A 21639-nucleotide genomic window follows, 5' to 3' on the forward strand; every position below is an offset into this window, starting at 1 on the left:
CGCGTTGCTGATGCGCGTCGAACGAGACGATCCCGGCAGAGGTCCGGGGAGGGAGAGGGGAATGCAGGTCAATGACCCAGAGACGATGGGCACCGGTCAGCCACACTGGCCGAATCTGCCGCTATGGTGGACCCAACCGGACAGCTGTCCGGTGGACATCGAACTTACCGGACAACTGTCCGGTTAGCAAGGTCGGGCTCTGCTGTGATTCCGGGAGGAGGACGAGTGCAGGAAGAGAAGAGCGCGATCCTGCGCTCGGACGCGCAACGGAATCGCGAACGCATCCTGGAAGTCGCGCTGGCCGAGCTGACGCGGGCTGCGGACGCCCCGCTGAGCGCGATCGCGAAGAAGGCGGGCGTCGGGCAGGGGACGTTCTACCGCAACTTCCCCAACCGCGAGGCCCTCGTCCTGGAGGTCTACCGCTACGAGATGCAGCAGGTCGCCGACACCGCTGCCCAGCTGCTCCAAACCCGCGCACCTGACCAGGCCCTGAGGGAGTGGATGGACCGCCTGGCCCAGTACGCCATGGCCAAGGCCGGCTTGGCCGACGCGCTGTGCAAGACCACAAGCAAACACGGCAGCCTGGCCCACCTGGGTCACGGCCCGGTGACCCAGGCGGTCACGCTCCTGCTGAACGCGAACCATGAGGCCGGCACCATCCGCCCGGGGCTGACCCCCGACGACTTCGTGCTCGCCATCGCCGGGCTCTGGCAAATCGACCCGCACAGCGACTGGCAGCCGCGTGCGACGCGACTGCTGGACCTCGTGATGGACGGGCTGCGGGCGGGCGCGTCCAGAGCGGCCGGACCTGCGGCGAATGCGTCCGAGGCGGACGGGCCCCAAGCGGATGGCCCTGATACGGGCGGACCTGGGCCCGGAGGGACCTAGAGCCCCGTCCAATTCGATCCCACTCGACATGCGCGGCTTCGACCGCGCAGGCCAGGGTCTGCGCGCCGAGCCGCCCGCCGCACCGCCGCCTATGCGCTGCGGACCGGGCCGGCGGCCCTCGTGGTCGAGGTCTACCTGGAGAGCGGCTGTTGTCCCTACGGCCACGGGCTGCTCCGCCCCGGCGTGGCGTTGTGCCATGTGCCGGACGCAGGCCGATGCCCTGGCCTCGGACCCGAGCGCCCTTGTCGCGCCTCGGCACGGGTAACGCGACGACACCCGCCGCCACCGGCCCAACTGGCCGCTCACCGACATCGGTCCCACCGTCAGGACCTGCCGTCGACTACCGGCTCAGCGGCGTTTCACGGAGCCGCGGACGAAGGCGGCCTGGCCCGCATGCTGCAAACCGTCCGCGATGACACTCACCAGCCGCACCCCCAGGGTCACCGGTGGGTCCCAGGACTCGTCCACGATCCTGTTCAGCCCATTGGCGCTCAGCCCGGTGACGAAACCCATGGTCTGCCCATGGACGGCGTCGAAGTAGCCCAACAGCAACTCGGACGACTCGACCTGCACCGCGGCGACCTGCTTGCTGGAGTGACCGAAGCCGGTCGCCTCGGGAGGAAGGGGGAGACCGAAACGGCTGACCCAGTCCTGAGAGAGCCACACCTGTTCCTGGCCCGAGGCGTCGGCCACGTGATCGTCCTGAATCCGCGAGAGGTGCCACACGAGCCAGGCGATGGAGTTGGCCCGGGGCTCGAGACGGGCATGGAGATCCTTCACCGTGAGCCCCTCGGCCGTCTCGTGCACCACCTCGTGGATGCGTCCGAAAGCGTCCGCGAGCACATCTGATGCCTTCATACTCCGAGTAAATGCGCGGCGTTCCAACAATTGTGAGCCGACACGGTTCCGGGGAGCGCGGTCACCCAAGCGCGCCGTCGGCGCGGAGCTCCTCCGTCATCCGGACTGGATTCGTGAGCAGCTCGTTGAGCAGCACCGTCCCGGCTCCCGCCGACAGAACGGCCGGGCCAGCATGGGAGTCGACGTGAAGGATCAAACGCGATTGCGACAAGCGTCAATTCCGCCAGGGATGGCTGCGCCGCCCGCGGGCGGCCTGTGGCGGGGGGCCAGCCCCGTGTCCGGGCACACTTCGCGCGGGCTGACGGCCTTCCCCGGCCCCGAGCGGCGGCGGGTGACGAACACCGGACGCGCGCACGTGTCACCACGACAAGGGGGCATCGCGAACGCCCCACGTCATCAGCCGACTTCAGCGGTCGGCCGCACCGGCGGAGGTCCATGTACGGGCATAGTTTTCAGACTCGTCCTATCGATTTTCGGACGGAGCCGCAGGCCGACGTTTCACCACACACGACCTTGGCCAGCTATTGCCCCACTAGTCCCGGTTCATTGCTTCGTATGGCTGAGTACACCGCTCACATTCAGGACCTCATGGCACCCCTGCGCCCGGCGCCCGGTAGCTGGTGTGCCCGGCTTCTCGCAGGTCACCTCGATGGTCACGGTGTCATTCTCGGAGATCTTGATAGGGGTGACCCAGTGGTAGTCCTGGTTACGGAAGGTCTCCAGCGCAATCGTAGTGATCTTGCGGTCGCCGAACGTGATGGTCATCACGCCCTCGTCGCCCTGGAAGTTCGCCACAACGATATCCGTGACCCCGAAGACCCTGCCCTTGGGCACCCGGTAGGTACCGGTCTTGGTCTCACCACCGGACGACTTCACATCGATGGTCTCCGAGCTCTGGGGGCCGTCGCCCCCGGCCGACCCGGGAGTATCCGGGCCCGATCCGGACTGCCCCTCTTCCTCCTTGCCACCGGGGCCCTTGCCTCCGGGCTTGGCGTCGTCCGAACCACCGGGACCGGTGCCCGGGTCCTTCCCGCCCTGCTCCCCATCCGGCACGGGGCGCTTCTGGACGGTCTCGGTGGCCGCTTCCTTGGCGGCACTGCGCACCGCGGGGCGGACCAGTGCGAACCAGGCGAGCAACAGCGCGAGCAGCGCCGCGAGCAGCGCGAGCAGCCACTTCGGAAAGATCGGGATCTGGACGAACTCCGCGTCCAGCGGGGCCCGGACGGTGCTCGCTTCCTGCGGTGTCTCCTCCCGGTCACCGGATTCGCGGGTGTCCACGGTGAACGGCCACACCACCTGGGCACCGAACCACACGGGCTTGCCCGTGCGGACCCGCAGCCCGACCTCCACCGACTCACCTGGCTCCAGCTTCGGCTCCGCCGGGGTGAAGGCGAACCCCAGCTCCTCGCCCGCCTGACCGGGGGTGAACCCCACCTGCACCGGTGTGTTGCCCTGGTTGCGCACCGCCAGCTGGTAGCGGCCGCGCAGCCAGCCGCGCCGACGGTGCGGGGCGATCTCGGTCTGGAGCTCGTGGAACTCCTCGATGTGCACGGTGGTTTCGGGAACCCGGACCGACTCGGGGTGCTCGGTGGGCAGCACCCGCACACCGAGGGGCACCTCGCCCGCCCGGATCTCCGGGGACCGCGGCGGCTCCAGACGGATCGTCACCGTCTCGGACGTGCCGGGGTAGAGGGATACGCGTGGGGGCTCCACGGTGGCCCAGGGGGCACAGTCCCCGACGACCTCCAGGTTGTACGCCTCGACGATATCGCTGTCGTTGCGAACGGTCAGGCTGGTCGTGGCGGCGCCGCCCGGCGCCACCGTCGCTACCGGGATGTCGAGGCCCGGCGCACCGGCGCCGGAAGAGGATGCAGAAGGCGTCACGCCACCACCGTAGAACCGCGCTCCGGGCCACCACGACGAACGCGAGGGCAACACACGGGCATTCGCCTTGCCCGGAAATCTGGGCCAAAGCCTTTTCACGGGTGAGCCGTTGACGTGGCCCGTCCCCTGGCGCGCGCCTCCCCGCGGTGGTTGGCCCATCCTCTGTCGTCACCCTCTTCGACAACTCGAGAAACGGGGTAGCCACACCATGTCCTGTCCTGAGGAGACCCTTTCCACCTTGTCCGCCACCAGGCCACGTATGCCGCTCCGGGCACGGGCAGTTCACCGGACCTCCGGGTCCGATCGCCCGGTGCGGGTGACCGTGGCCGTCTACGCCGCCGATCCGGTCTTGCGTGCCGGCATCGTCCACCAGCTGCGCCAGCGCCCCGAGGTGGACCTGCTCGACGACGCCGACGCGGAGCAGGCCGAGGCGTCACTCGTGGTCGTGGACACCGTCGACGACGATGTGGCCACCCTGCTGAACCGGCTGCGGCACAACAGCTCCACCCGGTCGGGCCTCGTGGTCAGCACCCTCGGGTCCGGCGCATTGCAACGTGTCATCGAGTGCGGTGTCTCCGCGGTGCTGCGGCGCTCCGAGGCCGATCAGGATCAACTCCTCAATCTTGTCCTGGCGATAGCCAACAACGAGGGTGTGCTGCCGGGCGACCTGCTCGGCAAACTGCTCGCCCACGTGGGCGGACTCCAGCGCTCCGCGCTGGATCCGCGGGGCCTGTCCCTGTCCACGCTGACCACACGGGAGGCGGACATGCTGCGCCTGGTGGCGGTGGGCCTGGACACCTCGGAGATCGCCCGCAAGACCGCGTACTCCGAACGCACCGTCAAGAACGTCCTGCGCGAGGTCATCACGCGGTTGCAACTGCGCAACCGGGCCCACGCGGTGGGCTACGCGCTGCGCAACGGACTGATCTGACACGACCGCTGGCCCCCCGGCACTGCCCGAAAGCACACCATGTGCTTCCCCCGGGTAGGCCCCCGCCGCCCTGCCGTGCCGTGCGCGGCCGCCGCAGGATGGCGGGGGCACGTTCAGATGCTGCACCAGACTGTGAGGTGGACCGTGATCGGCACCGCTGCCCCCGGCGGGCGGTACCGCCTGGGGAGACTCGGCGCGTCATTGCTTCTGTTGATCCCACTGCTCGTGGTGACAGCGGCCTCCGGGAAGGGCAGTGCCGAGCCCAGACCGCGGGCTGCCGCCGCCGCGGACACCCGGATCGCCTATGCCGGCACCCGGCACCGGAGTCTCGGCCGGGTGGAGAGTGACACCTCCAGCACACCACTGTTCGGTGCGGGCCCGGCCCACTTCGACGTCCAGCCGTCCGCCCTCGGAGACACGATGGTCTTCGCGAGCCGCCGGGACGAGAAGGCCCCGCAGATCTATCTGCGGTCCGCCGACGGTTCGGTACGCCGTCTCACCAGCGGCCGGGACGCCGCGCACCCCCGGCTGACACCGGACGGCAAGGCCGTGGTCTTCGACTCGGCCGAACCCGGGGGCCCGGACGGCCGGTCCCAGCGCGACCTGTGGCTGGTGCACACCGACGGCACCGGTCTGAAGCGGCTCACCGACACCCCCTCGGACGAGGAGTGCCCGACGGTCTCCGCGGACGGGCGGCGTCTGGCGTATTCCAGCGACAGCGATCCGGCGGCCGGACAGCAGCTCTATGTGCGGCCCCTGGACGGCGGCACCGCCTCCCGGATCACCGACCCCGAGAACGGCTCGGCCACCGAGCCGGTCTGGAACCCGGTCGACGACCCCGCGCACCGGGACCTGATCGCCTACACCGCCACCGCGCAGAACGGCCCCCGGCTGCGGGTGACGGACGGGCGGACCGACAGGCCGCTGCTCGGGGGCGCACAGGCGGAGTGGCGCACCCACGGGGCAGCGTGGCTGCCCGACGGGGACGGGGTGCTGTTCCTGAGCCCCGACCGCACCTGTGACTGCGAGGGCGACTGGGACCATGTGTTCCGGGTGCCCGCGCACTCCACCGAAACCCCCAAGGTGGTGCTCAGCGAGGACCGGGAGGTCCTCTCGCCCACCTGGCTCGGCCCGCTCGACGGCGGCGGTGTGGTGGTGGAGCGCACCTCGGCGTCCGGCCCGCACGTGGTGACCCTGCAGGACGTCCGGTCGGACGGGGCCGATCCCCGCGACCTGGGGCTGACGATCCTCAAGGAGGACCCGGCAGCCGACACCAACACCGATCCCGCCAAGGACCCGCTGTTCCAGCCCGCGTCCGGGTACGACCCGTGGACCGAGCGGCAGAACTACACGCCCGACGGCCGCCGGATCGTGGTGACCCGCTTCGAGGACAGCCCCGACGGCCGTATCGAGCGGATCTGGATGGCGGACGCCGACGGCTCCAACGCGGCGCCCATGAAGCTCGCGGGACGCGGCCCCACGGACTGGGACACCGATCCGACGTTCTCCCCGGACGGCAAGTACCTGGCCTTCACGCGCACGTCGCCCGGCGGCGTCGGTGAGAACGCCGGACCCGGCCGCATCCTGATCGCGGACGTCGCCACCGGCGAAATCCGCGATGAGATCACTCCGCCGGACGGGCAGCCTCGGGGCGGCGACGCCCAGCCCACCTGGTCCTCCGACGGCACCACCCTGGCCTTCACCCGCAATCACGTGATCGACGGGCACGGCGGCAACAAGCACATCTGGACCGTTCCGGTGGACCACCTGGACCAGCAACGCGATCTGAGCGCTGCGACCTGTCCGGGGGACTGCGAAGTCATCGACGACAGCCCGGCGTTCTCACCGGACGGGCGCACCATCGCGTTCAACCGCAAGAACGGCGGCGGCCGGGTCGACGAACACAACGGCATCCTCCTGACGTCCCTGTCCGGCGCCGAGTGCCAGGTGCTGCTGCCCGACCGCGCCGACGGCGACGCCTGCCGCCGGGAGCTCCCGGACACCTCGGCCACCGGCCCGTACCAGCCGCGGGACGCCGCCTGGACGGCCGACGGCAAGGCCCTGGTGATCAGTTCCCGCAACGGCCTTCCGCCCAACAGCCCCGAGAAACTGCACCGCGTGGACATCGCATCCGGCCGGACCACCCCGCTCACCACCGGTCTCCCGGGCCGTCAGAAGGAACCCACCGTCCAGCAGTCCGTGGACCTCTCCGTCCGTGCGCCCGACACCGTCCCGGAGGTCACGGTCGGCCGCTCCACCACCGTCCGCGTCAATGTCGTGAACAACGGCCCCGCCGCCTCCCCGGGCACCCGGCTGACCGTCGCCCCGTCGTCCGGTGTGCGGATCACCCGGCTGACCCGGCCCGGGGGCACCTGCGACGCCGCCACCCTCCAGTGCGACATCGGCGTGGTACCACCGGACACCACCGTCCCGGTGACCGTCACCCTCACCGGGGTCACCCCCGGCGACGCGCCGGTCGACTGGTCGGTCACCGGCGCGGTCCTGGATCCGCGGCCCAGTGACAACACCGACCGGACCGTGGTGCCGGTGCGCGAGCCCACACAGCCGCCGGGACCTTCCGACCCCCCGGGACCGTCCGACCCTCCCTCCGACCCCCCGGGACCGTCCGACCCTCCCTCCGACCCCCCGGGACCGTCCGACCCTCCCTCCGACCCCCCGGGACCGTCCGACCCCCCGAAGCCGGACACGCCCAAGGCCGGGCCCGGGGTGCGCATCACGGCCCAGCCCAACCCCGGCTACGTCGGTGGACGCGTTGTGGTGACGTACACCGTGAGCAATGGCCGCAACGCGCTGGCGACCGGACTGCGGCTGCGCATCGGTCTGCCCTCCGGCATCCCCAACAACGGCCCGCCGCCGGGCTGTGACCGCTCCTGGGTGTGCGCGCTGCCGGACCTGGCCCCGGGCGCGAGCACCACCGTCCCCGTCGTCCTCAGCCCCGACAAGGCGCTGACCGGCCGTGCCACCGGCAAGCTCACCACGACCGGCACGGACGCCGACAAGCGCGACAACACCGCCCGGAAACGGCTGCGCATCCTTCAGCCGCGGATCGTCGCCGTACCGCCGATCGGCAAGCCGGGCTTCGTCACCTCGGTGCGCGGCAAGGACTTCCCGCCGGGAGTGCCGGTGCGGTTCACCTGGAAGCCGGGGATCACCGCGGCGGCGGCACCGACCGTTCCGGAGCCGGACGGCACCTTCATCGGCCAGCTGCTGATCCTCGCCAAGGACCAGACCGGACCGCGGACCATCACAGCCCGGGGCCCCGGGTTCTCACCGGTGAAGACCGACTTCCTGGTGGTCAACGGCAGTGTGCAGCCGCCCGACGAGGTGACTCGCCGGTGATCCACGAGGTCGACGAAGGGCTGCGCCGCTTGCTCGGCGAGTCCGGGTTGGAGGCGTCGGGCGTCGAGGTGGTCTTCGACGCCCCCACCCGGGACTGGGCGGCGCGCCGCAGCGCCCCGACGGTCTGCGCCTTCCTGTACGACATCCGCGAGGACGCCACCCGGCGCGGCACCGGCAGCGGGGAGGTGTACGACGCGGACGGGCAGTTGGTGGTGCGGCGCACCCCGCCGCGCTGGTTCGAGCTGACGTACCTGGTCACGGCATGGGCGAGCCGCCCGCAGGACGAGCACCGGCTGCTCTCGCAGGTGCTCGCCTGTCTGGTGGCCACCGACACGCTGCCCGCGCGGCTGCTCACCGGTTCGCTCGCCGAACTCGGCCTGACCGTGGGCCTGGACACCGGCGGGTCCGGGCTCGACGCGCCGGCCGCCTCCGATGTGTGGTCGGCGCTCGGCGGGGAGATGAAGGCGTCGCTCGGGGTGCGGGTGCGGGCGCCGCTCGCCGGGGTGAGCACGGCCGTCGCGCCGCCGGTCACCGAAGGCCTCGTCGTGCGCTCCGCCGCCCGCAGCGATGGCGGGGAAGCGGCGCCGGGGCGTCGGCTGCGCTACACGGAGACGAGTGATCCTGGCCCGGACGGCTTCGCCGGTCCGCGCGAGCGGGGGCCCGCCCCCGCCCGGCGCCGCCGGGGAGACCGCCAGCCGTGACGCACACCGCCGAACCCATCTTCACTGCCCAAACCGCCGCCCAACCCACCACTCGACCCGACGCCGAAGCCGTCTCCATCGAAACCGTCTCCGCCGGCGTGGAGCACCTGTGGGCGCGGCTTCGCGTGGTCGAGGAGCGGGTGCGGCACGCGGTGGCGGTCCGCCGCGCCGCCGACCCCGACCCCGATGACCCGTACCGGGGCCAGTACCTCACCCCCGAGGCGGCGGCCCGCATCCTGGACGAACCGGGCGGCCTCGATGTACCCGCCCACGAGCCCTGGCACCCGCCGGCCGGTTCCGTACTCGACGGCCTCGCCGGGCGGTTCGGCCTGTCCCCGCTGGACCTGGACCTGCTTCTGGTCGCGGTGGCGCCCGACCTGGACGCGCGGTTCGAGCGTCTCTACGGCTACCTCAACGACGATCTGACGCGCCGCCGGCCCACGGTCGGGCTCGCCCTGGAGCTGTGCGGGCTCGCCGGGGCTGCATCCGCCCGGTTCCGGCTCGCCCCCGGAGCACCGCTGATCGAGGGTGGTCTGGTGGAGGTCACCGAGCCGGAACGGCCCCCGCTGTCCCGTGTCCTGGCGGTCCCCGACCGGGTCACCGGGCACCTCCTCGGCAGCGCGCAGCCCGACGCCCGGCTCGCCGGGGTGCTCGGCCAGGCCCGCGAGGACCCGACCGCCGAGGCGGCGGAGGTGCACCGGGCGGCGGCCGCGGGCGGGACCGGCATCGGCCTCGTCCACCTGCGCAGCCGGGGCGGTGACGCCGAGGGGCTCGCCATCGCCGGCCTGCGCGCGGCCGGGCTGCGCCCGCTCGTCCTGGACGCGGTGCGGCTCGCCCGGCGCTCGGGCGACGTACCGGAGCTCGCCCGGGCAGCGGCCCGCGAAGCCCGTTTGACCGGTGCCGGGGTCATCCTGGGCCCCCTGGAAGCGCTGCCCGGCGAACCCGCCGAACGGGCCCGGACGCTGGGGACGTTGTGCGCGGCGCTGCGGGGGATCCCCCTGTTCACCCACGGCACCGTCGGCTGGGATCCGGCGTGGGCGGCCGACACTCCCGTCGTGCTGACCGTGCCGGCGCCCTCTCCCGAGCGGCAGGCCGCCCGCTGGCGGCACGCCCTCGACCGGGCCGCCGGTGCCGCCGGTGACGGCTCCGTGACCGGCGACGCCGAGGCGCTCGCCCGGGCGGTCGCCGCGCACCGCCTGGACTCCGGGCAGCTGCACCGCGCCGCCGACGTGGCGATCCGCACGGCCGCCCTCGCGGGCCGCCCGGTCGGCCCCGACGACCTGCGAACCGCCGTGCGTGCCCAGAACGGCGCGGGGCTCGACCGGCTCACCCGCCGGGTGGAGCCGGGAGTCGGCTGGGACGACCTGGTGCTTCCGCCGCCCACTCACCGGCGGCTGCGCGAACTCGCGCTGCGCGCCCGCCACCGCGAGCAGGTGCTCGGGCAGTGGGGGATGCGGCCCGGCGGCGGCCGGGGGCGCGGCGTGATCGCGCTGTTCGCCGGTGAGTCGGGCACCGGCAAGACCATGTCGGCCGAGGTCGTCGCTGCGGACCTGGGCATGGATCTCTATGTGGTGGACCTGTCCACGGTCGTGGACAAGTACATCGGGGAGACCGAGAAGAACCTGGAGCGGATCTTCACCGAGGCGTCGGCGGTCAACGCGGTGCTGCTCTTCGACGAGGCCGACGCGATCTTCGGCAAGCGCTCGGAGGTGAAGGACGCGCACGACCGGCACGCCAACATCGAGTCGGCGTATCTGCTCCAGCGCATGGAGTCGTTCGACGGGATCGCGGTGCTGACCACCAACCTGCGGGCCAACCTCGACGAGGCGTTCACGCGCCGCCTGGACGTGGTGGCGGACTTCCCCGTGCCCGACGCCGGGCAGCGCCTCGCCCTGTGGGAGCGCTGCCTGGGCGACCGCCTGCCCCGGGCCGGCGACCTCGACCTCGCCTTCTGCGCGGACCGCTTCGAACTGGCCGGCGGCTCGATCCGGGCCTGCGCGGTGACCGCGGCCTACCTCGCGGCGGCGTCCGGCAGCCCGCTCACCATGCGGCAGGTGGTGACGGCGATTGCCCAGGAGTACCGCAAACTCGGACGGCTGGTCCTGGAGAGCGAGTTCGGGCCGTACCTGGCGGAGGCAACCGGCGCATGAGGAGCGGGTCGTCGGCCCGCCCCGTCACTTCCTTTCCTGAAGCCTCTCGTCGTCGGTCGCCTTACCGACCAACTTCGCGATGAACTCGGCCAACCCAGGCCACTTTTCCTTCTCCATCGGGCCACCCAGATCACGCAGCTCGAAGAGGGAGAAGTCCTCGTCGTCCGTTTCCATGGCTCCCACCCCCTCAGGCGCCTTGGTCTCGTTGTGCCGCGGATACCCGGGCGGAGGCGAGAGCAGGTCCTTGGTGTTCGGAGCTCCCTGGAAGACCGAGTCCAGCCACTGGCGCCTCGTCAGTACCGCGTCCTTGGGCTTTTCCTTGTACCTACCGCGGAATACGGGTCCGTCGATCCCGTTGGGCACGATGTCGTTCATGGCCGTGTAGAGGTCCTGGAGGTGACTTGTCAGCCAGCCCGACGCCACGGGTGACAAACTGCTGCGCATGCTCACGAAGTCCGTACGCGGCATCATCGAGAAGAAGTACTTCGGATCGTCGACAGAGGCGTTCTTCTCCTCGACGTCATAAAGAGTCTTCAGAATCACTGTGAGGAACCCGGACACCTCCTTTTTCAAGGCGGTGTCCACGGGTTCGGCGGAGTCCTCAGCAAGACTGTCGAAGATCCGCTCGGCATGGGTGCGCGCTTCTTCGAGGCCGGGCAGCGTTCCGGTCACCCGATCCTTGAACTCCCTCTCGCCTTCGCTTCTGTCGTCGCCGACCTTGGTACGCCGGCGCTTCCCCGCCGGCTCCTGTTGCTGGTCCAGCTTCACCAGCGACTCCACCAGATCGTTGATCTTCTCCATCTTGATGCCGAAGGTGGCCTGCGGTTTGGCTTTCCCCTGCCCGGCCGCTTCGATTTGGTAGGAGTCCTCGGTGTGCTTCTTTTTCGTGGAGAGCTGATCATGGAACGCGATGATGTCGCGCAGCGCCACCCTTACTTCGTCCAGGGTCGTCAGCGGGCGGGTGACGAATTCGACGTTCCCGTTGTCGGCGGCGACGTACGACAGGCGTCCCGGCAACTCAATGAGTGCCGCCTTCGTGTCCTTCTTGAGGCGCTTGCCGCCGCCCTCCTGAACCTCGTAGAACCTCCAGGTCGTATCGGTCACTTCGAACTCGAAGCCGACCTTCCGCTGGACATGGGGCACTTCCGGCTCCGCCACCGGCCCGGGGTCCGCGGCCGCGCTTCCCGCGTCGGCGGGACGCGGGCCCGACATCACCCGGCGCGCGTTCTCCTCGGCGGCTCGTTCGAACCGGTCCGACGGGTCGGAGAGCTTGAGCCCGTTGCCGTGGTCGGTGCCTGAGACCGGGCCCTGGCGCTGCTGGACGACGTGGGTGAGCTCGTGGGCGAGGGTGTGCTTGTCGCCGCCGCCGTCGCCGAGTACGACATGGCTGCCGGAGGTGTAGGCGCGCGCTCCGATGGCGCGGGCCGAGCGGGCGGCGGCGGCCCCGGTGTGCAGCCGTACGCCGGAGAAGTCGGTCCCGAACCGGGACTCCATGTCCTGGCGCACCGGCGCTGCCAGGGGTTTGCCCGCCGAGCGCAGGACTTCGTTCACCCCGGTGTCCGGCTGCTCGGGGGCGGGCGTGGTGCGTGCGCGGCGGGCGATCATGCTGGTCACCGCGGCGTTTCCCGCGCCGCGCTGCACCGCACGGAGCGCGTCGGCGGTGAGCGGGGGCGGCACGGCGGCGGCGCCCCCGGACGTCTCCCGTCGGGCGGCGGCCCGGCCATGCGCCGGCTGCCGGGTCTCGGTCTGCTCGGTGTGCGGCTTGGACCTCTGCACCTGCTGCCTCCTCGTCGGCACACCTGTAGCGGCCCTCCAGTCGACCGCACGGGCCGACGGGACGTCCAGGTCCGCGAGGGCAGTGCGAGGGCAAAGGTGACCGACGTACGGACGGTCAGCGTGGGGCGTCCGGAAAGGCAGTGTTCTTGCCCCCGGCCAGGGCCCCGGGTCCCTGCCGCCTGGTCGGCCGGTCGAACAGACTCGCCCTCGACACAGGTGACCCGTTAGGACGCGAAGGAGCGAGCATGCCGACGTACCTCACCCCTGGCGTGTATGTGGAGGAGGTGCAGTCCGGTGCACGACCGATCGAAGGGGTCGGCACCGCCGTCGCCGCGTTCGTCGGGTTCGCCCAGAACGGCCCGTTCCACGCGCCGACGCTGGTCACCAACTGGGATCAGTACACCCAGCAGTTCGGCGGTTTCACCGAGGGCACCTACCTGGCCCACGCGGTCTACGGGTACTTCGCCAACGGCGGCGGCGCCGCGTACGTGGTGCGGATCGGCGGCTCCGCCGAGGACGCCTCCGCCCCGGCTGCGGGCGGCGCTCAGCGGCGGCGAGAGACCCCGGCGGCGGAGCCGGTGGAGCTCGGCGGTTTCCTGGTCGCGGCCAAGCCGGGCGTCTCCGGGGTGTCGGTGGAGGTCGCCGACGCGGACGGCGAGAACCCGCCGGAGGACCGCTTCAAGGTCCTGGTCCGCCAGGGCGACCGGGTGGCGGAGACGTATGAGGTATCCACCCGCAAGAACGTCAAGGGGTACCTGGTCAACCAGGCCCGCGCCTCCAAGCTGATCGAGGTCACCGAGCAGCGGGGCGCCACCCAGAGCAGGCCCGCCGGCCAGACCGTGGCGATCCCCGACGCCCCGGCCGCGCCCGCCGCGAACAGCTCCGGCGAGGTGTCCCGCCTCGACCCCGCCGAGTACGTCGGCGACGCCGCGGCCCGCACCGGGTTCGGCGGCCTGGAGACCATCGACGAGATCACCATGGTCGCGGTGCCGGACCTGATGGGCGCCTACCAGCGCGGCGACATCGACGCCGAGGGCGTGCGCACCGTGCAGCTCGCCGTGATCTCGCACTGCGAGCAGATGGGCGACCGGGTGGCCGTGCTGGACGCCCCGCCCGGGCTCTCCGCCCAGCAGGTGCGCACCTGGCGCAACGACGAGGCGGGCTACGACTCGCGTTACGCCACCCTCTACTACCCGTGGGTGCGGGTCTTCGACCCGGCCGCCGGACGCAACACCACCGTCCCGCCGAGCGGTCACATCGCCGGTGTGTGGGCGCGCAGCGACGCCGAGCGCGGCGTGCACAAGGCGCCCGCCAACGAAGTGATCCGCGGCGCGGTGGACCTGGAGCTCCGGCTCAGCAAGGGCGAGCAGGACCTGCTGAACCCGATCGGAGTGAACTGTGTACGGGCCTTCCCCGGCCGGGGCATCCGGATCTGGGGTGCCCGCACCCTCTCCTCCGACCCGGCCTGGCGCTACCTGAACGTGCGCCGCCTGTTCAACTACCTCGAAGAGTCGATCCTCCTGGGTACCCAGTGGGTGGTGTTCGAGCCGAACGACGACCGCCTGTGGTCGAGCATCCGGCGCAACGTCACCGCGTTCCTCACCGAGGAGTGGCGCCGGGGCGCGCTGTTCGGACGCACCGCCGAGGAGGCGTTCTACGTGAAATGCGACCGCGACAACAACCCGCAGGAATCCATCGACCAGGGCCGGGTCATCTGCGAGATCGGCGTCTCGCCGGTCAAGCCCGCGGAGTTCGTGGTGTTCCGGCTGGCCCAGTTCTCCGACAGCACCAGCCTCATCGACGAGTGACCCGCGAGTCCGCAAGGAAAGGTGACAGACAGTCATGGCAGAGGGCGATGCTCTTTCCACCCACGTCTTCGGCGTGCAGCTCGGCGGCTACATGGTCGAGTCGATTCAGGAGATCAGCGGGCTGACCGTCGAGGAGGAGGTCGTCGAGGTTCGCCAGGTCAGCGCGGAGGGCAAGCAGATCATCCGCAAGCAGCCCGGCGCCCGGCAGGCCGGCGAGGTCACGATCACCCGGGGACTCGACAAGAGCAGCGAGTTCACCAAGTGGATCAAGGAGACCCTGAACAAGGGCGCCGTGGAGGCCGCGCGGCAGAACCTCACCATCGAGATCAAGGACACCGAGGGCAACACGGTCCGCCGCATCCAGCTGATGCAGGGCTGGGCCTCCAAGTGGGAGGGCCCGTCCCTGAAGGCGGGCGAGTCGTCCGCGGCCACCGAGTCCGTCACGATCGTGTTCGAGGAGATCGTCGTCGAATGAGGCGCCGTACGGTGACGGCGGGCAACCTGGAGGAGATCCTCCAGGTGACGGCGCCCGCCCCGGCGTCGGAGCAGGCGGCGACAACCCCCGCCGCCCCGCCGCGCCGGGAGGACCACGGGCTGCGCACCGAGTTCGAGTTCGAGCTGCCGCGGGGTTATGTGGACGAGGCGGGCACGGTGCATCGCCACGGCGCGATGCGCCTTGCCACCGCCCGTGACGAGCTGCGGCCCCAGATCGATCTACGGGTCAAGGAGAACCCGGCGTATCTGAGCGTGGTGCTGCTGAGCCAGGTGATCACCCGGATCGGCACCATCACCGATGTGCACGCCGGGATCGTGGAGCGGATGTACGCCACCGACGTGGCCTTCCTCCAGGACTTCTACCGCCGCGTCAACAGCGAGGGCCACACCCGCGCGGCGGTGACCTGCCCGCACTGCGAGGGCGGCTTCGAGGTCGACCTCTCTGGTGGGCGCCTGGGGGAATCGTGACGTACGCCCTTCCCCGGCTCCGGGAGGAGATCGCGTACATCGCCTACCACTTCCACTGGCAACGCGAGGAGATCCTCGACCTGACCCACGGCGAACGCCGGCAGTGGGTGGCCGAGATCGGCCGCATCAACACCCGTGTGAACGAAGGCGGTTGAACGCATGGCATGGCTGGACAGGCTGCGCCGCCGGACCACCGGGGCGGACACCGCGGGCCGTCCGCGGGGTACGGAGCGCTCCGGCTCCGGTGCGGGCGGTCCGTCCGGTCCGTCCGACGACGGCCCGGACCGGAGCGCGACCGGCGCTCCGGGTTCCTCCGTGCCCGTCGGTCCGGGTTCCTCCGTGCCCGTCGGTCCGGGTTCCTCCGTGCCCGTCGGCTGGGACGGCGGCTGGCGCCGTACCGCCCCGCCGGAACTCACCATGGCCCGCGCCCCGCTCGGCGTCAGCGACGGTCTCTCCTTCCGTGCGGGCCTCGCCTCCTGGCAGAACCCGTCGTTCGACGCCGGTCTCGGCCACGCCTTGCTGCCCACCGCCCCGACCGGCCTGCTGCGCGGCGTCACCCGCCCTGCCGCCCCACGCCCCGTCCGTACCGATGGTGGCCCGCTGCTGCTCCGGACACCGCGCCCGGATGGGGCGGACGTCCCCGGGGGCGGTGCGCCGGACGGCGCGACCGGGGAGTCGGGCCCCCGGACACCGCGGGTCACACGCGGAACGCGGTCGTCGGGCTCGGGCGCGTCGGGCCCTGGCCCGTCCGGCTCGGCCGGGTCTGATCCGGCTGCGTCGGGTTCGGCTGCCTCCCGTTCAGGCGCGTCCAACTCGGGCGCGTCCGGTTCGGCTGCTTCCAGCCCGGCCCCATCCGGTTCGACGCCCTCCGCCGGACGACCTTCGCGTAGCCGCTCCGGTGGTTCGGGAGCGGCGGGCGCCGGTTCCGCGCCGAGAGCCGTAGATGCGCCGCGTCCCGGCGACAACAGCACCACGGGGAAGCGCCGTTCGGGCGACGCTCCTCGGACCCGGGACCTCCCCTCCACGTCATCCCCCGCCGTGCTCTCCCCGTCACCTCACTCTGTCCAACGGACCACGGAGCCGGGCGCCGCCGGGCCGGTCGTGTCCCCCACCGACACCGGTCGTCGACCGGCCGCTCCGGGGATTCCGCTGGTACGGCGTGTGTCGGTGGTCCAGGACGCAGTCGCGGCAGGAGCCGCGCCCCGGTCCGCTCCCAGCGGGTCCGCTGCGAAGCCACCGTCCGGTGGGTCCCAGCCGAACTCCGGGAGCGCGTCCGGGTCGTCGGCCGGGTCGAGGGATCGTACGTCTTCGTCTTCCGGGCCGGCCGTCCAACGCACCGGCACCGGGACGACGGGGACAACAGGAACACGGTCCACCCGGGGAGGCAGTCAGGCGGAGGCAACCACCGGCTCCCCTGCCGAGGTGTCCAGTCCGGCCGTCCGGCCTCACCCCGTAGGGCCTTCGCTCACCGTCGCTCGGCGCCCGGCCGGACCGACGCGCCACATTCCCGCCCTGCGGCCCGCCACCACCCCGGCGTCCGACAGTGGCACAACCCCCGCGGCGCCCGCCCTCGCCGACACCACGACCGCGGCGGCCGGGGCGAGTCCACGCGCCACCGGCCCCGCGCAGCGCCCCTCCACGCGTACGGGAAGCCGCCCACCCCTGGGCGTCCCGCTGAGCGAACTGCCCGACACAGCAGCACCGTTGACCGCGCCAACCCCCGCTCCGCACTCCGCGGCCGGTCCGGCGTTACCCGTCGTCCAGCGGCACACGGACGAGGCGGTGGGCACCCCGGGACCACGCGACGGCGACACGAAGGGAACGTCCCGCAGCACCCCGAACAACCCTGCCGGCGCACCGGCGAACGCCCCGCACCGGCGCCCCGGCACCGGCCGCTCAGGGGCACGTACGCGCGGCGGTCTGGGCGAGCCGCTGTCCGCGTTGCCGCCCAGCGCCAACCTGCCCGGTTCCGCCGCGTCCGGTGCGAACGCCTCCCGTACGGCGCCCGGCCCGAACGCCTCCCGTAAGGCGCCCGGCCCGAACGTCCAGCGCGCCGGACCCCACCATCCGGAACCGGAAGGCACGGAAGGCACCGCACGCGCGGACGGCGCCGCGCACACGAAGCCGACTGCGAACGCAGAAGGCCCGGCGGGGAAGGCGCGACAGCCCGGCATGACGTCCGGCAAGCCGGACTCCGGCAGGCGCCGGGCCGACGGCCCAGTCCCCCCGGGGCCCGTCGCCCCAAGTCCGGTCGTCATCGCCCGAGCCGTGGCCGAAGGCTCCGGAGGTGTCCGGCGCATCAGCGTGGCCGCTCCGCTCCTTCGCACCGCGAACCGCTCCGGAGCACATCGCGCCCCGGCGGCACCCCGCACCCTGTCACTGCTCGCAGCGCGCCCGCTCACCCTCAACACCCGGGCCCCGGAAGGAGTGGCACCGCACGCCGGCGCCCGCTCCGGCGGCCGTCCCGTGGTGGCGGCACGCTGGCCCGGTGCACCGGGCACCCCCCAGGAGGACCCCGCGACGCCCTCCGGCCCGGCCCCGCGGCCGACGCCGGGACCGTCCTCGGCCACCCCGGCAACGCCACAGCGGCAGCCGCAGCCGCAGCCGCAGATCCAGCGCGCCGTGTCCGCGCCCCCTGTACCGTCGGATTCGGGGGTAGACAACAGCGGTGATCCGCGCTCCGTCCAGCGCGTCCCGGTTGTCCGGCCAGCGGCGCCCGACCGCGCGACACCGACGGGGGTCGCTCAGGCCACCGCCGTACCGGGGCGGACGTTGCCGGTGACCGCCCTACAGACCCCGGCCCCACAGACATCGGCGCTCATGGATCGCCCGTCGGCCGCCCCGGTACCGGTGAACCCCGTCCCCGTGGTACGGCCGAGGCCAGCTACGCCGAACCCCGGACCGGCACCGGGCCCCCGAGCGGCGGCAAGCGGCGCACCGCCGGTCCAGCGCACCGTCCGCGGCACTGGTGGCGCCTCCGCCCCAACGGGCGCATCGGCCACGACGGGACCCGCGCGCGGCCGACCGCGGTCGGCATCTGAGCCGTCCGCCCCCGGCAAGGGCACGGCCCATCGCGCCGAGACACCGCAGGACCCCGGTGTCGACCTGGACGACCTGGCACGCCGTCTGCTCGACCCGGTGGCCCGGCTGCTGCGCACCGAGCTGCGGCGCGGCCGGGAACGCACGGGCCGCCCCTACGACGGACGCCGCTGAGGGCGGGAAACGGATGACGGACATATGACAGACAGCATCTTCGCGACAAGCGTGTTCTTCCGGCTCGCGATCGGAGGCAACGACCTGGGCGCCTTCCACACCTGCTCGGGCATGGGCGCCGAGGTCGAGATGGAGAGTTACGCCGAGGGCGGCAACAACGGCTTCACCTGGCAACTGCCCGGACGTGTGAGCTGGTCGAACATCACCCTCACCCGGCCGGTCACCGCCGACACGGCGAAGATCGGCCGCTGGCTCGAGGAGACGCTACGACGGGTGGAACCCAAGGACGGCGAAATCGTGGCGCTGAAACCGGACTTGAGCCGGATCATCAGCTGGCAGGTGTTCGGGATCGTTCCGGTGCGCTGGCAGGGGCCGTCCTTCGACCCCGCCAACTCGGAGGCCGCGGTGGAGACCCTGGAGATCGCCCACGAGGGTCTGCGCCCTTCCTGACCACGCCCCTCATGAGCCATCGCACGGACCCACGCGACATCCCGCCACCCCGCCCCCCCGTCCACATCATCGCCCCCGGAAAGGAAGTCCCGGCATGTCCCCAGTCCGCGCCAGTCGTGCCAGGGCGCAGCTGACCCTGAAGGAGCCCCCGGCCTCGGTCGGCGCAAAGCCCGGTGGGACGATCACGCGGCTCAACCTCCAGTTCAACCCCGCCACGCTGCAACTGAGCAAGACCACCGAGTGGCGGCGCTCCCCGTCCCGGATGGCGGGGCAGTCGGCACTGCCCGAGTTCGTCGGCAGCGGTCCGCGCACACTGAGCCTGGAGGTGTTCCTGGACGCGACCGCCACCCACGACAACTCCGTGGAACAGGCGGTGGAGAAGCTGATGAAGGCGTGTGTGCCGACCCCGGCCAGCCTGGGCCGCAAGAAGCCGGCAAGCCCGTGGCTGAGGTTCGAGTGGGGCACCGCGCGAACGACGTCGTTCGACGGCGTGCTCTCCAGCCTGTCGGTGACGTACACGCTGTTCGACGTGGACGGCAAGCCGCTGCGGGCCACCTGTGCGCTCTCGATCGAGGAGGCGAGCATCGACCCGCCGGGCCAGAACCCGACGTCCGGCGCGCGCACCGCTCGCAGTACGCACACCGTGGTGGCGGGCGACAGTCTGGCGCTGCTGGCGTGGCGGGAGTACGGCGACGCGACGGCCTGGCGGGTCATCGCGGAGGCGAACGGAATCGACGACCCGATGGCACTCGTGCCCGGCACCGAACTGGTGGTGCCGGGGCTGCGGGACGCGGGCGGTGAGGAGGAGCGGTGACCACACCCGAGGCACGGGGCGGCCGGTCGTTCGCGGCGGACCCCGTCGTGGAGACGCCCGCCGAACTTCCCCAGATCTGGGCCACTCAGCTGGTGAGCTGTGTGGTGGACGAGAACGTGGGCCTGCCGGACGCGGCCGTGCTCACCTTCCGCGACCCCGACCACGAGTTCCTGAAGGCGACCAGTATCACCATCGGCACCCCGCTGCGGGTGTCGGTGGTGACGGTGTCCGGGCAGGCGCGCGAGCGGCTGTTCAACGGCGAGGTGACGGCCCTGGAGGTGGACCGGGACCGCACGGGCACGTTCACGGTCGTGCGCGCCTACTCCAAGGCACACCGCCTTCAGCGGGGCCGGAAGGTGGTGGCGTACCGGAACATGACCGCGGCGGCGATCGTCCGCAAGGTGGCGGCCGGGGCCGGGCTGGCCTGCGGGACCGTGCAGGCCGCACCCGTCACCTACAAGCAACTCTCGCAGGCGAACGTGTCCGACTGGGACTTCCTGCAGTACCTGGCGGGTGAGAGTGGCGCGCAGGTGCGGGTGGACGACAAGGGACTGCTCCAGTTCACCCGGCCGCAGAAGGCGTCCGGCGCGCCCGCGCCGTCGACCCCGGCCACGCAGAGTCCGATGGTGCTGGAGTACGGGCGGAACCTGCTGGCGCTGCGGGCCTCGTTGTCGGCCGCGGACGGCGCGTCGTCGGTGGAGGTGCGCGGCTGGGACGTCACCACGAAGCGGCCGCTGGTGGCCCGGCAGCCGTCGGTGAACAGCGACACTGTGGTGCCGGGGCTGAGCCCCGCGTTCGCCGCCCGGTTCGGCAAGTCCTCGAAGCTGACCGTCACCGACACCCCGTACCGCACCCAGGCCGAGACCACTGCGGTCGCGGACGCGATGGCCGCTCAGGTCAGCGCGGGCTTCGGGGAACTGGAGGCGGTGGCCGAGGGCCATCCCCGGCTGCGGGCGGGCAAGCCCGTGGCACTCGGCAACGTCGGGCAGGCGTTCTCGGGCCGCTACACGGCCACGGCCGTCCAGCACGTCCTGGAGCCGCACGGCGGATACCGGACGACGGTGTGGGTCAGTGCCAGCCCGGACCGCTCCCTGACGGGTCTGGTGACCGGCGCCAACGCACCGGGCCGTGGCCCGCGCATACCAGGTCTGGCGATCGGCGTGGTGACGGACGTACGCGAGCCGGCCGGCGCCGAGCGCGGTGCCGTACGGCTGAAGTTCCCCTGGCTGGACAACACTTATGTCAGCGACTGGGTGCGCACCGTGCAGTGGGGCGGCAAGGGCGGGGGAGGAGTGGTGAGTCCGGAGGTCAACGACGAGGTCCTGGTGGGATTCGAACAGGGTCTGCTGGACAGCCCGTACGTCATCGGAGGGCTCTACAACGGTGTGGACAAGCCGTCGCCGCACGATGTCCCGCTGATCGACAAGACCAGTGGAAAGGTCAACCGCCGCTCTGTGGTGTCGCGTTCGGGCCACCGGGTCGAGCTGCTGGACGCTCGGGCTCCGGGCCCTTCCGGAGTGCGGCTCAGGACCGCCGACGAGCGGCTCGAAGTGTTCCTCGACGACCGGAGGGGCCGGATCGAGCTCACGGTGTACGCCGGAAAGGGCCGACAGCCCCTCAGCTCCGTCATCCTCGACAGGAAAGGCATCACCCTGGACGCGGGACGGGGCAATGTGAGCGTGTCGGGCCGGAACGTGGACATCAACGGCAGGGTCGGGGTGAAGATCGGCGGCCGTACGGTGAACGTCTCCGGCAGCTCGAACGTCACCGTCGACGGCGGTCTGCTCGGCGTCCTCAAGGCCAAGCTCATCCGGATCAACTGACCCCTGTCCGCTGTCCCCCG

16 protein-coding genes are annotated in these 21639 nt (G+C 71.8%); 13 read left to right on the forward strand and 3 right to left on the reverse strand.

Annotation, left to right across the window (positions count from 1 at the left end; translation table 11 throughout):
* The first annotated feature begins 225 nt into the window (after positions 1-225).
* Entirely contained in the window at positions 226-888 is a 663-nt protein-coding gene (locus tag ACTWP8_RS08580; RefSeq protein ID WP_443321546.1) for a TetR/AcrR family transcriptional regulator, read from the forward strand.
* Positions 889-1236: 348 nt separating this feature from the next.
* Here the strand turns inward: ACTWP8_RS08580 and ACTWP8_RS08585 are convergent, their stop codons facing one another.
* The gene (locus ACTWP8_RS08585; protein ID WP_443321547.1) at positions 1237-1746 is read right to left on the reverse strand and encodes a mycothiol transferase; all 510 of its coding nucleotides are present in this window, start codon (positions 1744-1746) and stop codon (positions 1237-1239) included.
* A gap of 543 nt (positions 1747-2289) precedes the next feature.
* Complete coding sequence (locus tag ACTWP8_RS08590) at positions 2290-3630, reverse strand: COG1470 family protein (protein WP_443321548.1); 1341 nt, start codon at positions 3628-3630, stop codon at positions 2290-2292.
* A gap of 259 nt (positions 3631-3889) precedes the next feature.
* Between ACTWP8_RS08590 and ACTWP8_RS08595 the strand changes: the two genes are divergently transcribed.
* The 4 genes from ACTWP8_RS08595 (at position 3890) to ACTWP8_RS08610 (ending at position 10772) form a co-directional block, all read left to right on the forward strand.
* Complete coding sequence (locus tag ACTWP8_RS08595; protein ID WP_443321658.1) at positions 3890-4561, forward strand: LuxR C-terminal-related transcriptional regulator; 672 nt, start codon at positions 3890-3892, stop codon at positions 4559-4561.
* Positions 4562-4762: 201 nt separating this feature from the next.
* Entirely contained in the window at positions 4763-7921 is a 3159-nt protein-coding gene (locus ACTWP8_RS08600; protein WP_443321549.1) for a hypothetical protein, read from the forward strand.
* Positions 7918-8622, forward strand: a complete 705-nt coding sequence (locus tag ACTWP8_RS08605) for a DUF4255 domain-containing protein (RefSeq protein WP_443321550.1) — start codon at positions 7918-7920, stop codon at positions 8620-8622. Before ACTWP8_RS08600 ends, ACTWP8_RS08605 begins: the two co-directional genes overlap by 4 nt.
* 77 nt (positions 8623-8699) lie before the next feature.
* Complete coding sequence (locus ACTWP8_RS08610) at positions 8700-10772, forward strand: ATP-binding protein (protein ID WP_443321659.1); 2073 nt, start codon at positions 8700-8702, stop codon at positions 10770-10772.
* 24 nt (positions 10773-10796) lie between these two features.
* Here ACTWP8_RS08610 and ACTWP8_RS08615 read toward each other — a convergent pair whose 3' ends face one another.
* Positions 10797-12548, reverse strand: a complete 1752-nt coding sequence (locus ACTWP8_RS08615) for an eCIS core domain-containing protein (RefSeq protein ID WP_443321551.1) — start codon at positions 12546-12548, stop codon at positions 10797-10799.
* Positions 12549-12793: 245 nt separating this feature from the next.
* On the opposite strand from ACTWP8_RS08615, the gene ACTWP8_RS08620 reads away from it, so the two are divergent.
* The 8 genes from ACTWP8_RS08620 to ACTWP8_RS08655 all read left to right on the forward strand — a co-directional run bounded on the left by ACTWP8_RS08620 (position 12794) and on the right by ACTWP8_RS08655 (position 21619).
* A complete protein-coding gene (locus ACTWP8_RS08620; protein WP_443321552.1) occupies positions 12794-14356 on the forward strand; it encodes a phage tail sheath family protein in 1563 nt (520 codons plus the stop codon).
* A 34-nt stretch (positions 14357-14390) separates the two neighbouring features.
* Positions 14391-14831: a phage tail protein gene (locus ACTWP8_RS08625; protein ID WP_443321553.1), complete on the forward strand. Its 441-nt coding sequence runs from the start codon at positions 14391-14393 to the stop codon at positions 14829-14831.
* Positions 14828-15319 carry a hypothetical protein gene (locus ACTWP8_RS08630; RefSeq protein ID WP_443321554.1) on the forward strand — a complete coding sequence of 164 codons (492 nt, stop codon included), beginning with the start codon at positions 14828-14830 and terminating at the stop codon, positions 15317-15319. The genes ACTWP8_RS08625 and ACTWP8_RS08630 overlap by 4 nt, the downstream gene beginning before the upstream one ends.
* On the forward strand, positions 15316-15474 hold the full coding sequence (locus ACTWP8_RS08635; RefSeq protein WP_443321555.1) for a DUF6760 family protein: 159 nt from the start codon (positions 15316-15318) through the stop codon (positions 15472-15474). Before ACTWP8_RS08630 ends, ACTWP8_RS08635 begins: the two co-directional genes overlap by 4 nt.
* 1549 nt (positions 15475-17023) lie before the next feature.
* On the forward strand, positions 17024-18532 hold the full coding sequence (locus ACTWP8_RS08640) for a hypothetical protein (protein WP_443321556.1): 1509 nt from the start codon (positions 17024-17026) through the stop codon (positions 18530-18532).
* Between the two features lie 24 nt (positions 18533-18556).
* The gene (locus tag ACTWP8_RS08645; protein WP_443321557.1) at positions 18557-18982 is read left to right on the forward strand and encodes a phage tail protein; all 426 of its coding nucleotides are present in this window, start codon (positions 18557-18559) and stop codon (positions 18980-18982) included.
* 94 nt (positions 18983-19076) lie between these two features.
* Positions 19077-19796, forward strand: coding sequence for a CIS tube protein (locus ACTWP8_RS08650; protein WP_443321558.1), 720 nt, complete (start codon positions 19077-19079; stop codon positions 19794-19796).
* Positions 19793-21619, forward strand: coding sequence for a VgrG-related protein (locus tag ACTWP8_RS08655; RefSeq protein ID WP_443321559.1), 1827 nt, complete (start codon positions 19793-19795; stop codon positions 21617-21619). Before ACTWP8_RS08650 ends, ACTWP8_RS08655 begins: the two co-directional genes overlap by 4 nt.
* Positions 21620-21639 lie beyond the last annotated feature (20 nt).

It is taken from the genome of Streptomyces sp. 7N604, from assembly GCF_052245475.1.
Classification (GTDB): Bacteria; Actinomycetota; Actinomycetes; order Streptomycetales; family Streptomycetaceae; genus Streptomyces.

Excerpts from the sequence above, each read along its gene's own strand:
- ACTWP8_RS08585 (WP_443321547.1), bottom strand. The coding sequence starts at position 1,746 with ATGAAGGCATCAGATGTGCTCGCGGACGCTTTCGGACGCATCCACGAG.
- ACTWP8_RS08595 (WP_443321658.1), top strand. The coding sequence starts at position 3,890 with ATGCCGCTCCGGGCACGGGCAGTTCACCGGACCTCCGGGTCCGATCGC.
- ACTWP8_RS08620 (WP_443321552.1), top strand. The coding sequence starts at position 12,794 with ATGCCGACGTACCTCACCCCTGGCGTGTATGTGGAGGAGGTGCAGTCC.
- ACTWP8_RS08625 (WP_443321553.1), top strand. The coding sequence starts at position 14,391 with ATGGCAGAGGGCGATGCTCTTTCCACCCACGTCTTCGGCGTGCAGCTC.
- ACTWP8_RS08630 (WP_443321554.1), top strand. The coding sequence starts at position 14,828 with ATGAGGCGCCGTACGGTGACGGCGGGCAACCTGGAGGAGATCCTCCAG.
- ACTWP8_RS08645 (WP_443321557.1), top strand. The coding sequence starts at position 18,557 with ATGACAGACAGCATCTTCGCGACAAGCGTGTTCTTCCGGCTCGCGATC.
- ACTWP8_RS08650 (WP_443321558.1), top strand. The coding sequence starts at position 19,077 with ATGTCCCCAGTCCGCGCCAGTCGTGCCAGGGCGCAGCTGACCCTGAAG.